Origin of the sequence: Mesorhizobium sp. B2-5-11 (genome assembly GCF_006440835.1) — a bacterium.
Classification (GTDB): Bacteria; Pseudomonadota; Alphaproteobacteria; order Rhizobiales; family Rhizobiaceae; genus Mesorhizobium.
Map to the genome: position 1 here is coordinate 1,331,433 of NZ_VFUK01000001.1, position 15,695 is coordinate 1,347,127.

At 63.6% G+C, this 15,695-nt stretch carries 13 protein-coding genes; 5 read left to right on the forward strand and 8 right to left on the reverse strand.

Annotated features, from left to right (window positions below):
- Positions 1-53 precede the first annotated feature (53 nt).
- Together FJ490_RS06825 and kynA are read left to right on the forward strand one after the other, a co-directional pair.
- The gene (locus FJ490_RS06825) at positions 54-1,679 is read left to right on the forward strand and encodes an AMP-binding protein (RefSeq protein ID WP_140729156.1); all 1,626 of its coding nucleotides are present in this window, start codon (positions 54-56) and stop codon (positions 1,677-1,679) included.
- Positions 1,676-2,512 (forward strand): tryptophan 2,3-dioxygenase, encoded by an 837-nt coding sequence (gene kynA, locus FJ490_RS06830; RefSeq protein WP_140729157.1) that lies wholly within the window; start codon positions 1,676-1,678, stop codon positions 2,510-2,512. The genes FJ490_RS06825 and kynA overlap by 4 nt, the downstream gene beginning before the upstream one ends.
- 63 nt (positions 2,513-2,575) lie before the next feature.
- Here kynA and kynU read toward each other — a convergent pair whose 3' ends face one another.
- Together kynU and FJ490_RS06840 are read right to left on the reverse strand one after the other, a co-directional pair.
- Positions 2,576-3,823, reverse strand: coding sequence for a kynureninase (gene kynU, locus FJ490_RS06835; RefSeq protein WP_140584437.1), 1,248 nt, complete (start codon positions 3,821-3,823; stop codon positions 2,576-2,578).
- Positions 3,820-4,497 (reverse strand): TetR/AcrR family transcriptional regulator C-terminal domain-containing protein, encoded by a 678-nt coding sequence (locus FJ490_RS06840; protein ID WP_140762088.1) that lies wholly within the window; start codon positions 4,495-4,497, stop codon positions 3,820-3,822. Before FJ490_RS06840 ends, kynU begins: the two co-directional genes overlap by 4 nt.
- 467 nt (positions 4,498-4,964) lie before the next feature.
- Here FJ490_RS06840 and lexA point away from each other — a divergent pair, with 467 nt between their 5' ends.
- Positions 4,965-5,708 (forward strand): transcriptional repressor LexA, encoded by a 744-nt coding sequence (gene lexA / locus FJ490_RS06845; RefSeq protein WP_140498674.1) that lies wholly within the window; start codon positions 4,965-4,967, stop codon positions 5,706-5,708.
- On the opposite strand, the gene FJ490_RS06850 is transcribed toward lexA, so the two are convergent.
- The gene (locus tag FJ490_RS06850; RefSeq protein WP_140729159.1) at positions 5,702-8,152 is read right to left on the reverse strand and encodes a ComEC/Rec2 family competence protein; all 2,451 of its coding nucleotides are present in this window, start codon (positions 8,150-8,152) and stop codon (positions 5,702-5,704) included. The two genes, lexA and FJ490_RS06850, sit on opposite strands and share 7 nt — an antisense overlap.
- Positions 8,153-8,255: 103 nt before the next feature.
- Between FJ490_RS06850 and gltX the strand changes: the two genes are divergently transcribed.
- Positions 8,256-9,680 carry a glutamate--tRNA ligase gene (gene gltX, locus FJ490_RS06855; protein ID WP_140515358.1) on the forward strand — a complete coding sequence of 475 codons (1,425 nt, stop codon included), beginning with the start codon at positions 8,256-8,258 and terminating at the stop codon, positions 9,678-9,680.
- A 182-nt stretch (positions 9,681-9,862) separates the two neighbouring features.
- Positions 9,863-11,191 (forward strand): citrate synthase, encoded by a 1,329-nt coding sequence (gene gltA / locus FJ490_RS06860; protein ID WP_140498678.1) that lies wholly within the window; start codon positions 9,863-9,865, stop codon positions 11,189-11,191.
- Between the two features lie 63 nt (positions 11,192-11,254).
- Here gltA and lpxB read toward each other — a convergent pair whose 3' ends face one another.
- Genes lpxB through lpxD form a run of 5 tightly spaced genes read right to left on the reverse strand, consistent with a single transcriptional unit; the run spans position 11,255 to position 15,674 of the window.
- Complete coding sequence (lpxB, locus tag FJ490_RS06865) at positions 11,255-12,433, reverse strand: lipid-A-disaccharide synthase (RefSeq protein ID WP_140729160.1); 1,179 nt, start codon at positions 12,431-12,433, stop codon at positions 11,255-11,257.
- Positions 12,426-13,340, reverse strand: coding sequence for an LpxI family protein (locus FJ490_RS06870; RefSeq protein ID WP_140729161.1), 915 nt, complete (start codon positions 13,338-13,340; stop codon positions 12,426-12,428). The genes lpxB and FJ490_RS06870 overlap by 8 nt, the downstream gene beginning before the upstream one ends.
- Positions 13,312-14,145, reverse strand: a complete 834-nt coding sequence (lpxA, locus tag FJ490_RS06875; protein ID WP_140498684.1) for an acyl-ACP--UDP-N-acetylglucosamine O-acyltransferase — start codon at positions 14,143-14,145, stop codon at positions 13,312-13,314. The genes FJ490_RS06870 and lpxA overlap by 29 nt, the downstream gene beginning before the upstream one ends.
- Positions 14,146-14,158: 13 nt before the next feature.
- A complete protein-coding gene (fabZ, locus tag FJ490_RS06880; protein ID WP_140498686.1) occupies positions 14,159-14,623 on the reverse strand; it encodes a 3-hydroxyacyl-ACP dehydratase FabZ in 465 nt (154 codons plus the stop codon).
- Positions 14,616-15,674 carry a UDP-3-O-(3-hydroxymyristoyl)glucosamine N-acyltransferase gene (gene lpxD / locus FJ490_RS06885; RefSeq protein ID WP_140498688.1) on the reverse strand — a complete coding sequence of 353 codons (1,059 nt, stop codon included), beginning with the start codon at positions 15,672-15,674 and terminating at the stop codon, positions 14,616-14,618. Before lpxD ends, fabZ begins: the two co-directional genes overlap by 8 nt.
- Positions 15,675-15,695: the final 21 nt, after the last annotated feature.

Below are 15,695 nucleotides of genomic sequence, written 5' to 3' on the forward strand. Positions count from 1 at the left end.
CGATCCTGTGCCTTGTTCAGCGATGGGCGTGAGGCAGACAGGGGCAGCCGAAAATGCTTGGGCCATCAGCGCATATCGACACGTTCACGCGCGATAACCTGCCGCCGCCGGATCAATGGCCGGACTTCCTGCTCGACGGCTTCGACTATCCCGAACGGCTCAATGCCGGCGTCGAACTGACCGACAGGCTGGTCGAGAAAGGGTTGGGCGACCACACCGCGCTGATCGGCAACGGCCGCCGCCGCACCTACAAGGAATTATCCGACTGGACGAACAGGCTGGCGCATGCGCTGGTCGAGAATTACGGCGTCAAGCCAGGCAATCGGGTGCTGATCCGCTCGGCCAACAACCCCGCAATGGTGGCCTGCTGGCTGGCCGCCACCAAGGTCGGCGCCGTCGTGGTCAACACGATGCCGATGCTGCGCGCCGGCGAACTCGCCAAGATCGTCGACAAGGCCGAAATCACGACAGCGCTGTGCGACACCAGGCTGATGGACGAGATGACCGCCTGCGCCAAGGACAGCGCGTTCCTCAAGCAGGTCATCGGCTTCGACGGCACCGCCAACCACGACGCCGAACTCGATCGCACCGCCCTCGACAAGCCCGTGACGTTTACCGCGGTGCAGACCGGGCGTGACGACGTCGCCCTGCTCGGCTTCACCTCAGGCACGACAGGCGTGCCGAAGGCGACGATGCATTTTCACCGCGACCTCCTGATCATCGCCGACGCCTACGCCCGCGAGATCCTGCAGGTGACGCCTGACGACATCTTCGTCGGCTCGCCGCCCCTGGCCTTCACCTTTGGCCTTGGCGGTCTCGCCATCTTCCCGCTGCGTTTCGGCGCCGCGGCGACGCTGCTGGAACAGGCAACGCCGCCCAACATGGTCCACATCATCGAAACCTACAAAGCGACGATCTCCTTCACCGCGCCCACCGCCTATCGCGCAATGCTCAAGGCCATGGACGAAGGGGCCGATTTATCGTCGCTGCGCGTCGCCGTTTCGGCCGGCGAGACCTTGCCCGCGCCGGTCTTCGAGGAATGGACTGAGAAAACCGGAAAGCCGATCCTTGACGGCATCGGCGCCACGGAAATGCTGCATATTTTCATCTCCAACCGCTTCGATGACATGAAGCCTGCCTCCACCGGCAAGGCCGTTGGCGGCTATCAGGCGCGCGTCGTCGACGACGAAATGCGCGAAGTGCCGCGCGGCACCGCGGGCAGGCTCGCGGTGCGGGGACCGACCGGCTGCCGCTACATGGCCGATGCCAGGCAGAGCGACTATGTCCGCGACGGGTGGAACCTCACCGGCGACACGTTCTGGCAGGACGAGGACGGTTTCTTCCACTTCGCCGCGCGCTCCGACGACATGATTGTCAGTGCCGGCTACAACATCGCCGGCCCTGAGGTCGAAGCGGCGCTGCTGGCGCATGCCGATGTCGCCGAATGCGCGGTGATTGGCGCCGAGGATGCCGAGCGCGGTCAGATCGTCGAGGCTCATGTCGTGCTCGTGCAAGGCGTGGCGCCAGACGCAATGACCGTCAAGCGTCTGCAGGATCACGTCAAGGCCATGATCGCGCCCTACAAATATCCGCGTTCGGTAAAATTCATCGCCGCTTTGCCCAAGACGCAGACCGGCAAGATCCAGCGCTTCCGGCTGCGCGCGGAGAAGGTCAATTGAGCAAGCCCTACGACCCGTCCGCCGAGGGCGCGGAAATGTCGTTCAAGGAGCGCATGTCCTACAGCGACTATCTGCATCTGGAAAAGGTGCTCGAGGCGCAGGAGCCGCTTTCGTCAGCCCATGACGAGATGCTGTTCATCATCCAGCACCAGACATCGGAGCTCTGGATGAAGCTCGCGCTGCACGAAATCGGCGCAGCAATCCGCTCCATCCGCGCAGACCGTCTCGAACCGAGCTTCAAGATGCTTTCGCGTGTCGCCCGCATCTTCGAGCAGCTCAACAATGCCTGGGACGTGCTGCGCACCATGACGCCCAGTGAATACACCGAGTTTCGTGATGCGCTCGGCCAGTCCTCGGGCTTCCAGTCCTGGCAGTACCGTGCCATCGAGTTCGTGGCCGGCAACCGCAATCTCGCAATGCTCGGACCGCACAAGCACCGGCCGGACCTCAGCGAGAAACTGGAGGCGATTCTGGCGCAACCGTCGCTCTACGACGAGACGCTGCTGCTGCTCGCCCGCAACGGCTTCGACATCGGCGCCGACGCAAGGCGTACGGACTGGCGCGAAACCCGGACCGAGAACGAAGAGGTCCTTGTCGCCTGGCAGACCATCTACCGCGACCCGCAGCGCTACTGGATGTTCTACGAACTCGCCGAGAAGCTGGTCGACTTCGAGGATTATTTCCGCCGTTGGCGCTTCAACCACGTCACCACGGTCGAGCGCATCATCGGCATGAAGCGCGGCACCGGCGGCACATCGGGCGCGTCCTACCTGAAGAAGATGCTGGAGGTGGAGTTGTTCCCGGAGCTGTGGAAGGTCCGCACCCGGCTCTGACGTAGCTTTGCCGACTGCATATCGTTATCCCGAACCCACTGCGCTTTTCTGAGCGACAGGCTCTTAAGTCACCGCCGCCTTGACGGCGAAACGCGCCTCCTGCCACGCGTCCGTGCGCAAAATGTCTTCCAGCACCTCGACAGCCTGCCAGACATCGACATAGCCGACATAAAGCGGCGTAAAGCCGAAGCGAATCGTGGATGGCGCGCGGAAATCGCCGATCACGCCGCGCTCGATCAAGGCCCGCATCACCTGATAGCCATGCGGGTGGAGGAACGAAACCTGGCTGCCGCGCTCATTGCCATCGCGCGGGCTTTCGAGTTCGAGGCCGTAGGCGCCGCATTTTGCCTCGACCAGTTGGATGAACAGATCGGTCAACGCCATGCTCTTCCTGCGCACCTCTGCCATGTCGACGTCGTTCCAGACATCGAGCGCCCCTTTGAGCGCGCGCATCGACAGCACAGGCTGCGTGCCGCAGAGAAACCGGCGGATGCCTGTGCCGGCAGCAAAACCCTGTTCGAAGGCGAATGGCCGCGCATGGCCCCACCAGCCGCTGAGCGGCTGGCGGACATCGCCATGGTGGCGCTCGGCCGCGTAGATGAAGGCCGGGGCACCCGGGCCGCCATTGAGATATTTGTAGGTGCAGCCAACGGCGAAATCGGCATTCGAACGGTCGAGCTCGACGGGCAAGGCGCCGGCGGTATGGCAGAGATCCCAGACAATCAGCGCGCCGGCATCATGTGCCGTCCGCGTCAGCGCGGCCATGTCGCGTAACTGCCCGGATTTGTAGTTGACGTGGTTGACCAGGATGACCGCGACCCGCTCGTCGATCAGTTCTTCTATGGTCGGCGCATCGACACCCTCGAGCCGCAGCACCGTGCCCGGCCGCGTCGAGGCAACGCCTTCGGCCATATAGAGATCGGTCGGAAAGCTGTCCCCCTCGGCGACGATGACTGACCTGTCCGGCCGCATCCCGAGTGCCGCATGCAGCACCTTGTAGATGTTGATCGAGGTGGTATCGCAGACCACCGTCTGGCCGGCGGCGGCCCCGATCAGGCGCCCGAGTTGGTCGCCGAGTTCGACCGGCATGTCGAACCAGCCGGCGGTGTTCCAGGCGCGGATGAGATCCTGCGCCCACTCCTGCGTGGCGGCCTTCTGCAGCTCGCCGAACACGGCGGGCGAGGCGGCGCCCAGCGAATTGCCGTCGAGATAGATCACCCCCTGGGGCAAGGTGAAGCGGTCACGCATGGCACGCAGCGGATCCGCGGTGTCCATTGCCTCGATCGCTGCGAGATCGGGAATTTTGCTCATGGTCGCGATGTTCCTCGGTGAGAAGAGCGCCCTGGAAACGGGCCGGCTGTTTTGCCGCCCGGGCAAGGGCTGGCCGCATAGAGGCGCAAGAACAGGGTGAACGCCCGGTTCGATCTTTGCTCGATTTCCGCCCGAGGCAGTTCCTCGAGCACCCCAACGATCCGGCGAACCTGGAGATCGCCGATCAAAAGACTGATGTAGATGTCGGCGGCTTCGGCAGGATCGTCACAGGCGATCAGGCCGGCCCGACTTGCGGTTCGAAGCAGGTCGCCAACAAGCGGCATTATGGTATTGCGGCCGAATTGCGCGATCGATTGGCCAAGCGTGCCTGTATCGTTGACGTCGCCGGCCGCGGCGCGATTGAGCGCCACCGCCTTGTCGCCCGTCACGAGGGTCAGCAGGACTGGCCCGAGCAAGTTCAGGGTTTCGAGCGGATCGCGCGCCTGGTGAAGGGCGTCCTCCAGCAGCTTCCTTGCCTCTCCCGCATTGGCTTCGATCAAGGATCGAAACAGGGTCTGCTTGTTGCCGTACCAGTTGTAGAGGGTTTCGTTCGAGGCCGATGCCCGCTTGGCGATAGCAAGCAGGGAGGCGCTCTTGTAGCCGGTTTCCCGGAGCACCGCATAGGCGGCCTCCTCTATCCGTTCGCGTCGCGCGGCCTGCTTCGGCGTGGTCATTGGTGTTCCTCTTCGAAAACCGTACATTATTATACGGTTTCGTCAAGCGAACGGGAAGCAAGGAGCGAGCGAACGCAGCCCATCGCGACCAGTGGTGGTGCCTCGTCGTTTTCCGGCGGGAAGTTGGCATTTTGGTTTCGTTTCGTTCACGAGCCGCAGGGGTTTCTAATCCGCCCAAACGCACCCCGCACCTGCCGGTCACCCAGCTTGCAGGCATGTGCCAAGAGTGGAGACCGGTCGGGCCACAGGCCATTAACCAAAATAGTTTCAAAGGGCCCGGGAGCGCATTGACGACGGACCGCGCTGGCAGGATGCTGGCTGCGGGAGGGCATTTCGTTTCCGTCGCCTTAACAAATTCATTAAACTTTAAATGGTTGCGGAACACAACTGGAACAGATAGTGTTTGTTCTGGGTTTGTTTTCTGATTCTGGTTCCAGACCCTTTGTGCAATGCCTTTGGGGGCCGCCATGCTCACGCGCAAGCAACATGAACTCTTGATGTTCATCCATGAACGGCTGAAGGAAAGCGGCATTCCGCCGTCCTTCGACGAGATGAAGGAAGCGCTGGACCTCGCCTCCAAGTCGGGAATTCATCGGCTGATCACGGCGTTGGAGGAGCGCGGCTTCATTCGCCGCCTGCCCAACCGGGCGCGCGCGCTGGAGGTGCTGCGCCTGCCGGACTCGATCGCGCCGGGTCTTAACGCGGCAAAGAAGTTCTCCCCGAGCGTCATCCAGGGCAGCCTCGGACAGGGCAGCAGCCCTAGCCGGCAGATCAAGCCGGCGACGTCTTCGCGTCTGCCCGCTGCCGGCAATGACGACGATGCGGTTTCAGCGGTGTCGATCCCGGTCATGGGTCGCATCGCAGCGGGTGTGCCGATCGACGCCATCCAGCATCAGACGCATTCCATTTCAGTGCCGCCTGACATGATCATGGGCGGCGAACACTATGCGCTGGAGGTCAAGGGCGATTCGATGATCGAGGCCGGCATTTTCGACGGCGACACGGTCATCATCCGCAATGCCGACACCGCAAGTCCCGGCGAGATCATCGTGGCCCTGGTGGACGAGGAGGAAGCAACGCTGAAGCGCTTCCGCCGAAAGGGTGCTTCGATTGCGCTCGAGGCTGCCAATCCGGCCTATGAAACACGTATTTTCGGACCGGACAGGGTCAAGGTGCAAGGCAAGCTGGTCGGCCTGATCAGGCGCTACTGAGCGGGGTCGGCGGTGGGCTTTTCGGGTTTACGGTAAGGCGGCAGTCCCCTTGCCTCGCGTGAGAATTTCCGCTGTTCGTGCCAAGGCCGATATGGCCTGTCGACGGCAAAGCTGACCCGTGCCGGTGCCGTCGCCGATTGCTGGTCGAAGAAGACGGCGGCACTTCCCTTACGAGCGAGCTGCCGCTTGGTGATGACGAGAACCAGCGGATTGTGGCAGGGATCGTAGCCCGCGGGGTCGTTGATGACGATCAGATCCGCATAGGAGCAGGCCCTCCAGGCGTCCTTGCGATCCTCCACCTGCGCGATGATCGCCCCCGAGGTATGCCGGGCCATGCACAGGCCCGTGAAGCAATAGAAAGGCGCTCCCGCCGGAAGTTGCGCGGAATCGAAGATGTCGAACTGTCGGTCTCCGCTGTCGAACAGTTCCGGCGCAACGATGGTTTCGGACTTCAGCGCGCGTTTCCAATTATCGACGGTGAATTCGTTCGGGCGCGCCCGGTTGATCGCGAGCTCACCGCCGCCGATCGGCAGTGCCACCAGGCGGGCATCCTCCGAAATCAGCACGTCCGGCGTGCGCGTGTCCGAGACGGTCAACAGGCCGGCGAGCGCGAAGGGAAGTGCCGCCAGCCGCAGCCATGTCGTGGCCATCGTCGCGATGACCAGGGCGATCGCCACCAGAAGGACGGATTGCTGCGAAATCAACCCGACCGCGTCGACCGGCGAGCGTTGCGAGATCCATCCTGATATGGCGATCATCGCGGTCAGTCCCTTGCCCATCAGATAAAGGGATGGTCCATCGAACCCGAACGGCATCAGCAGCGCACTGGCAACCGCAAGGAACATCACGACCGAAACGATCGGCATGACGGCAAGATTGGCGAACAGGCTGAGCGGCGACACGCGCTGGAAATGCCAGATGGCGAAAAGCGCCGTGGCGCTTCCCGCGATAATCGAGGTCATCGCCAGCCCACCTGTCGCCAGCAGCAATTTTCGCGTCAGGAGGCCAGGCAAGGTCCGTTGCGGCGGCGGGGTCCGCGCTTTGTCGGCTTTGCGATCCGACCAGCCGGCATAGGCGCCCACCAGGGCCGCGGTGGCGGCGAACGACATCTGGAAGCTCGGCCCTACCACCTCGTGCGGCGACACCACGATGACGGCGATCGCGGAAATAGCCAGATTGCGCATGGTGAGTGCCGCCCGATCGAACAGAACGGCGATCAGCATCACCGCCAGCATGATGAAGCTGCGTTCGGCGGCAACGACGACGCCCGAAATGACGAGATAGGCTGCGATCGAGAAAAGTGCCGCCGCGGCCGCGTATTTCTTGACCGGCCGGCGGGAGGAAAAACTCGGGAACAGCGCGAAGCCGCCACGCAGCAGACCCATGACCGTGCCGGCGACCAGCGCCATGTGCAGCCCGGAAATTGAGATGATGTGGTAGATGCCGGTGCGTCGCATCGCTTCATTGATCTCGTCGGGAATCCCGGCGCGCACACCCACGATCAGCGCCGCGGCGATCTCGCCCTCGGCGCCGCCGATGCTGCCCCTGATATGGTCGGCAATGCTTTCGCGAGCACTCTCGATGGCGGCTGAAAGGGCGGCCCACAGCGGCCTGTCATCGGCTGAGACGATTTTGGGGTTGCCGAGAAAGAAGCCGCTGGCGCCTATGCCGGCGAAGTAGCTGTCGAAGGAAAAGTCGTAGCTGTCCGGCCGCACCGGTCCGGTCGGCGGCAACAGCCTGGCATAGCCGGTCACGAGCGAACCGGCCGTCACTTCAGCCGGCACCTTGCGTGCCGAAAGGCGAACGCGCTCCGGCGCGTAGAGTAGTTTCGGCCGCGCGGTCGATGTCACATCGATGGTCAGCCGGATGCGCCCGGTCTCCATCTGGTCGACCGAAACGACGCGGCCGGTGATTTGCGTGGAGATTTCCGAGCCCAGCATCCGCGTTCCCGCTCGCCACGTCTCGACTTTGCCGGCGAGCATGCCGAGCGCGCACAACAGCGCCGCCATGAAGCACAGATGCGTTTTCGGCCATGAGCGTGAAACGAGCGCGCACAGCGACATCAGGATCGCGACCGCGACAGGCTTGGCAAAGCCCGGCTCCGCCGCCAGCGAAAAATAGGCGATCGATCCGCATGCCAGGAACACCGGCACGAGCAGGAAGGCTATGCCCCGATCGAGTTCGAGCTCGGACGCTCTGGCCACGCCGTTGCGCAGACGAGGCCATGAAGCACGGCCGAACTCACGGCGCAGACGCACGGCCGCGCCGGCTGCGGGAATGCCGGGCGGCGTGGAAACATCCGCCGGCGGCGACTTGCTCGGCTGCTGTAGGGGCGACAACGCCAGCGGCAATGAGGCGGGCGCGGGCGTGGCAAAAAAAGAGCGTTCGCTGACGCCGGCAACGACGTCCTCGCCTTCCTCCGCGCCCCTGCCCGCTCCAGCCATCGGGTCTGCCCCTTGCGCCCTCGACACCCTATGCTACATGAACGCGCGACGCGCGAAAGTGCGTGTGATCCGCACCCCGCTCCAGACGTTTCCCGAGAGTTGTATGTCCGACAAGGTTGTCACCCGTTTTGCCCCCTCGCCCACCGGCTACCTGCACATCGGCGGCGCGCGTACGGCGCTCTTCAACTGGCTCTACGCCAAGCACACCGGCGGTACGATGCTGCTGCGCATCGAGGACACCGACCGCGAGCGCTCCACCGATGCGGCGACAGCAGCCATTCTCGAAGGACTGACTTGGCTCGGCCTCACCTGGGACGGCGACGCCGTCTCGCAGTTCGAGCGCGCGCCGCGCCATCGCGAGGTGGCCGAGGAGCTGGTGCGCATGGGCAAGGCTTACTACAGCTACGAGACCCCTGCCGAGCTTGAGGCAATGCGCGACGCGGCGCGGGCCAAGGGCTTGCCGCCGCGCTATGACGGAAGCTGGCGTGACCGCGACCCTTCGCAGGCGCCTCCTGGCGTCAAGGGCGCGATCCGCATCAAGGCGCCGACCAAAGGCGAGACGGTGGTGCATGACCGTGTCCAGGGCGACGTGCGCTTTCCCAACAAGGATCTGGACGACTTCATCATCCTGCGCTCGGACGGCAATCCGACCTACATGCATGCCGTCGTCGTTGACGACCACGACATGGGCGTCACCCACATCATCCGTGGCGACGACCACCTGACCAATGCCGCCCGCCAGACCGTGATCTACAACGCCATGGGCTGGGATGTGCCTTCAATGTCGCACATACCGCTGATCCACGGCGCCGACGGCGCCAAGCTGTCGAAGCGGCACGGCGCGCTGGGCGTGGAGGCCTACCGCGCCATGGGCTACCTGCCCGAAGCGCTGCTCAACTACCTGGCTCGGCTCGGCTGGAGCCACGGCGACGACGAGATCATGTCGATCCAGGACATGATCGCCTGGTTCGATATCGGCGATGTGAACAAGGGCGCCGCCCGCTTCGATTTCGCCAAGCTGGAGGCGCTAAACGGCGTCCACATGCGCCGCATGGGCGATGCCGAGCTGTTCGACATCTTCATCGCCACCTTGCCCTATCTCGAGGGCGGCCCGGCAATGGCCGCACGCCTCGACGACCGGAACAGGGCACAGTTGCTGGCAGCGTTGCCGGGGCTGAAGGAGCGCGCCAAGACGCTGGTCGAGCTTGTCGATGGCGCCGCCTTCCTGTTTGCCGCGCGGCCACTGCCGATCGACGAGAAGGCAGCCCTGCTGCTCAATGACGATGCGCGCAAGGTCCTGCGTGGCGCTCACGACGCCCTCGAGGCGGTTTCAGGCGACTGGACGGCGGCCTCGACTGAAGCCGCGATCCGGGACTATGCGACGGCCGGCGGCCACAAGCTCGGCGCCGTCGCCCAGCCCTTGCGCGCCGCCTTGACCGGCAAGAGCACCTCGCCCGGCGTGTTCGACGTTCTCGCCGTGCTTGGTCGCGAGGAGAGCCTGGCGCGCATCGCGGATCAAATCGATTAGGAGCAATCTGGCCCAAGAAGATTGGCATTGAAAGGCGCGTTTCGCAGTGCAACATTGAGCCTTGGCCCAATCTGGCACGCACTTCCTAAAATGCGGTCGCGAATACGCGCATTCGGTGACTTCGACGTGTCGCTTTGCAGAATTTGCCTTTGCCGGCATGAGGAAACAAGAAGGAGTTTGCAATGACCGAAGCTGCGACAAGACGGGAACTGGGCGGCAAGACCCAGGAAGCCACGGCAAAGCTGGAATTCGCCGGCAAGACGCACGAATTCAAGGTGCGAAGTGGTTCGGTCGGGCCTGACGTCATCGACATCGCCACGCTGTACAGCACCACCGGCGCCTTTACCTACGATCCCGGCTTCACTTCGACGGCAAGCTGCGAGTCCGAGATCACGTTCATCGATGGCGACGCCGGCATTCTCCTGCATCGCGGATATCCGATCGATCAGTTGGCCGAACATGGCGACTTCCTCGAAGTCTGCTATCTCCTGCTCTACGGCGAACTGCCGACCAAGGCGCAGAAGGACGATTTCGACTACCGCGTGACGCGCCACACCATGGTGCATGAGCAGATGTCGCGCTTCTTCACCGGCTTCCGCCGCGACGCGCATCCGATGGCGGTGATGTGCGGCGTGGTCGGCGCGCTGTCGGCCTTCTATCACGACTCCACCGACATCTCGGATCCTTACCAGCGCATGGTGGCGTCGATGCGGCTGATCGCCAAGATGCCGACGATCGCGGCCATGGCCTACAAATACCATATCGGCCAGCCCTTCATTTACCCGAAGAACGAACTGAATTTCGCCGCCAACTTCCTGCACATGTGCTTTGCCGTGCCGTGCGAGGAATACAAGATCAACCCGGTCCTGGCGCGCGCCATGGAGCGCATCTTCATCCTGCACGCCGACCACGAGCAGAACGCTTCGACCTCTACCGTTCGGCTCGCCGGCTCGTCTGGCGCCAATCCGTTCGCCTGCATCGCCGCCGGCATCGCCTGCCTGTGGGGCCCGGCGCATGGCGGCGCCAACGAAGCGGCGCTGAACATGCTGGGCGAGATCGGCCATGTCGATCACATTCCGGAATTCATCGCCCGCGCCAAGGACAAGGACGATCCGTTCCGGCTGATGGGCTTTGGCCACCGCGTCTACAAGAACTACGATCCGCGCGCCAAGATCATGCAGAAGACCGCGCATGAGGTGCTGGGCGAACTCGGCATCAAGGACGATCCGCTGCTCGACATCGCCATGGAACTGGAGAAGATCGCGCTCACCGATCCCTATTTCATCGAGAAGAAGCTCTACCCCAATGTCGACTTCTACTCCGGCATCACGCTGAAGGCGCTGGGCTTCCCCACCACCATGTTCACCGTGCTGTTCGCCGTCGCCCGCACCGTCGGCTGGATCGCGCAGTGGAAGGAGATGATCGAGGATCCGCGCCAGAAGATCGGCCGCCCCCGCCAGCTCTATACCGGTGCGCCGGAGCGAGACTATGTGCCGATCGCGAAGCGGTAAAAAGGAAGAAGTGAATAAGTGAGTAGTCAGTAGTCAGTAGGGAAAGAGCGGTAATCCTACTCACTACTCACTACTCACTCTCTTGATATACCCCATCACCACTTGCGCGGCGATGTCGCCTGACGGCTTGGCGGTTGTCATGCGCCGCGCGATCTCGGCGAACCCGTCCTTCTGCCATCTGCGCATGCCTGTGTCGGCGAACAGCGCTTCGAGTTGGCGGGCCAGATTGTTCGGCTTGACATACTCGTTGTAGAATTCCGGGATCAGCGCCCGATCCGATATCAGATTGGGTAGCAGCGCCGACCAGACCGAAACGAGATATGGCGCCACGATGCGCGCAACAGGGTCAAGCCGGTAGCAGGAGATCATCGGCACATCGGACAGCGCCAGTTCAAGCGAAACCGTGCCGGACGCGATCAGCGCCGCGTCAGCCTTGCCGAAGGCCTGCCACTTTCGCTCAGGGTCGAGGATGATCTCGGGCTTCTCGTCCCAGCGAGCGACCGCCGAGCGCACGACATCGGCGACATGCGGCACGGTCGGCAACATCAGCCGCAGGCGATGCCCGCGTGCCCGCAGCATCGACACGGTCTCCCCAAACGGCTCGAGCAGCCGCCGCACTTCGCTGCGTCGCGAGCCGGGCAGGACGAGCAGCGTCTTCAGGCGATCCGGCGAAAGATCCCGCGGTTGGGCCTGCGTCCTGGCTGCCGAGAGCACGCCCGCGTCATGGGTGAGGCGATGTCCGACATAGGTCCCTGGCGGTCCGCCGAGCCTGCCTAGCTCCTTCACCTCGAACGGCAGGATGCAGAGGATGTGGTCGACATAGGGCTTCATCGCCACCGCCCTGCCCGGCCGCCATGCCCAGACGCTGGGACAGACATAGTGGATAATCGGGATGGACGGGTTGGCCGCGCGCACTTTCCTGGCCACGCGCAGCGAAAAGTCGGGGCTGTCGATGGTGATGAGGCAGTCGGGCTTCGCATCCGCGACCGTGCTGGCCAGCTGGCCGATCCGCCGCATCAGCCGCGGCAGGTCACGCAAGATGGCGCTGAAGCCCATGAGGGCGATCTCTCCGGCGTCGAACGGCGAAACCAGCCCGAGCGCCTGCAGATGGCGGCCGCCGAGACCGACGATCTGCACCTCGCGCCCCGTCGACTGCTTGATCGAGCGCACGATGTCGGCGCCAAGCAGGTCGCCGGATTCCTCGCCGGCCACGATTGCGATCTTCAGCGCCTTGTCAGCCATGCGCCGGCTCCGCCGCTGGCAGGCCGACGATGAACAGACCGAGCGCGTTCGCCCGCGACAGCGTTGCCGACCCTTCCAGGATCAGCGAGCGCCCCGCTTCGACGGCAATGCCGGCAAGCCCCGCCGCATACGCTGCTTCCACCGTTTGCGGCCCTATCGACGGCAGGTCGGCCCGCAGCTCCTGGCCGGGTTTGGCGCATTTGACCAGCACTCCGCGGGTCTTTCCGGCAAGCCTGCCATGGCCGCGCAGCGCGCGCGCTCTTTCGAGCAGGCCGCTCGTGCCTTCGATGCCTTCCAGCGCGATGGCCCGGCCTCCGATCGCAATCGCCGCCTGCCCGATATCAAGCGCGCCGATGGCCTTGGCGGCCAGCCTGGCCGCCTCGATGTCGCGCCAGTCCGATTGCTTTGGTTTCGCAGCGGTCAGCGTGCCTTCGCCGGCGGCCAGTTCGGGAACGACTTCATGCGCGCCGACCACTTTGATGCCCCGCTTCTCCAGGCCGCGTGTCACCACCTTCAAAAGTCCGTCATCGCCGCGCGCCAGCGCCATGATCACCGACGGCACGATCGCCAGCAAGCCGAGGCTAGGACGGATGTCGGTCAGCCGGGGCCTGCGTCTGATTTCGCCGGCAAGGACCACATGAGTGATGCCGTGGCGCTTCAGCGTCGCCACCAGTGAACCGATCTGCTCAAGGGCGAGGCTGTCGTGTTCGTATCGGAGCAACTCCTGCCGGCGGTCGGCCTCACCTTCCATCAAGAGGATGAAGGGCGGGTAGCCATGCGCGGCCAGGCCTTGCGCGACTTCCACCGGCAGGCTGCCACCGCCGGCGACGATGCCGACCCTGGCCCCCGGCGAGAGAACGAAATCCGCTGCCGCCGCCTCAGTCTTCGTCATCGCCGTCATCGCCATCGCTCCCCTTGAGCGATGGCACAGCATAGTGCCGCTTGCCGCGACTGGAGATGAAATCGATGATCTTCATGGCGGTCGGTGACGTGGCGAATTCCGCCTTGGCGAATTCGATGTTCTCGCCAACGGTGCGCGAGCGGTCGAATATTGTCTTATAGACCCTGCGCAGCAGATAGATCTCGGATCTTGGCAGACCGGAGCGCTTGAGCCCGATGATGTTGAGGCCGCGCAGGCTGGCCCGATTTCCCGCCGCCATGGCATAGGGAATGACATCACCCACAAAAGCCGAGCACCCGCCAAGAAAAGCGTTGTCGCCTACCCGCACGAATTGATGAACGGCGCTGAGACCGCCGATATAGACGTTGTCGCCGATTTCGCAGTGTCCGCCCAGCGTCGCGCCGTTGGCGAAGGTGGCGTTCTTGCCGACGACGCAGTCATGGGCGATATGGGCGTAGGCGAGAAAATTCCCATTGTCGCCGACCGTCGTTTCGCCGCGGCTGGTATCGGTGCCGACATGCATGGTGACGCCTTCGCGGATCGTGCAGTTCTCGCCGATGACGAGCGTGGTGCGGCCGCCCTTGTGCTTGGTGTTCTGCGGCGGCCCGCCCAGTATCGCCATCGGATAGACCTTGGTCGACGCGCCGATCGTCGTCGCGCCTATCACCGAGACATGGCTGACCAGTTCAACGCCGTCGCCAATCACGGCATCTGCGCCGACATAACAGAGCGGTCCTATGCGGACGCCTTGGCCGATTTGAGCGCCTTCCTCCACGACGGAGGAAGGATGGATGGATGTCTTGATTTTCATAAGCATTCGATTGTCAGTCGCCGGTGACCATCATGGCTGAGATCTCAGCCTCGGCGGCCTTGTTGCCGTCGACCAGGGCTTCACAGGCGAATTTGAGCAGGTTGCCGCGTTTCTTGATTTTCTTGACATGGATCTTCAACTGATCGCCGGGAACGACCGGTTTGCGGAACTTGGCGTTGTCGATGGTCAGGAAATAGACCAGCGACGGCTTTTCAGTGCGAAGACTGCGGATGCAGATGGCCCCGGCAGTCTGTGCCATCGCCTCGACGATGAGCACGCCCGGCATGACCGGCTGCTCGGGGAAGTGACCCTGAAAATGCGGCTCGTTTATGGTCACGTTCTTGATGCCGGTGGCGGATTCGTCGCCATCAATGTCGACGATGCGGTCGATCATCAGGAACGGATAGCGATGCGGCAGGAGCTTCATCAGCCCCAATATGTCGACTGCTTCCAGCGTCGTCCCGGTGATGTCAGCCATTGCTCCCCTCGCCCTGTTTGCGGGTCCTGGCGAGCTTGCGCAGCATGGCTATCTCGCGCATGGCTTCCGCCATCGGCTGTGCCGGATAGCCGCCCCAGATCTCGCCCGCGGGCACATTGCTCATGAATCCGCTTCTCGCGGCAAGCTTCGCGCCCGACCCTATGGTCAGGTGATCCGCAAGCCCGACGCCGCCGCCCATGGTGACATTGTCGCCCACGACGACGGAACCGGAGATACCCGAAAGTCCGGCCACGATGCAGTTGCGGCCGATGCGGACGTTATGCGCGATCTGCACGAGATTGTCGATCTTGGTGCCCTGGCCGATGATCGTATCGGACATGGCGCCGCGGTCGACCGTGGAATTGGAACCGATCTCGACGTCGTCCTGGATGATGACGCGGCCGATCTGCGGAACACGTTCCGGCCCCTTGGCGCCGGCAACGAAGCCAAAGCCGTCCTGGCCGATCCGGGCGCCGCCATGGATGATGACGCGGTTGCCGATCAAGGCATATTGGACGCTGGCGCCCGGGCCGATATAGCCGTCACGCCCGATCTGGCAGGAACGGCCGACGACGGCGTGAGGCGCGATGACGGTGCCGGCGCCTATGGACACCGCAGGACCGATCACCGCGCCGGCTTCGACGACGGCACCTTCCTCGACATGTGCGCTCGGATCGATATGGGCATGCGGCGAGATACCGGTTTCACCGGTCATTGGCCCCGGGGTCGCCGCCGTCGGAAACAGCAGTCGTCCGACCAGCGCGAATGCCTGTTGCGGACGGGGATGTACAAGGACGGCGATGGCGGCAGGCGCCTTGCCGGCGAACTCCGCCGGGCACAGCACAGCGGCAGCCCGCAGCGACGGCATCAGCACGGAATTGCGTTTGCCATCGACGAAAACGAGCGCATTCTCGCCGCCTTCGTTGGCAGGCGCCAGCGCGTCGATGAAAACGCCGGACTGGCCGGAATCGACAAGCACCGAGCCGGTCAGATTCGCGACTTCGCCCGCCGTATACCGGCGTGATGGCGCGAAGAACACCGGATCGGTCATTCCAGAAGCTATATCCAGCTA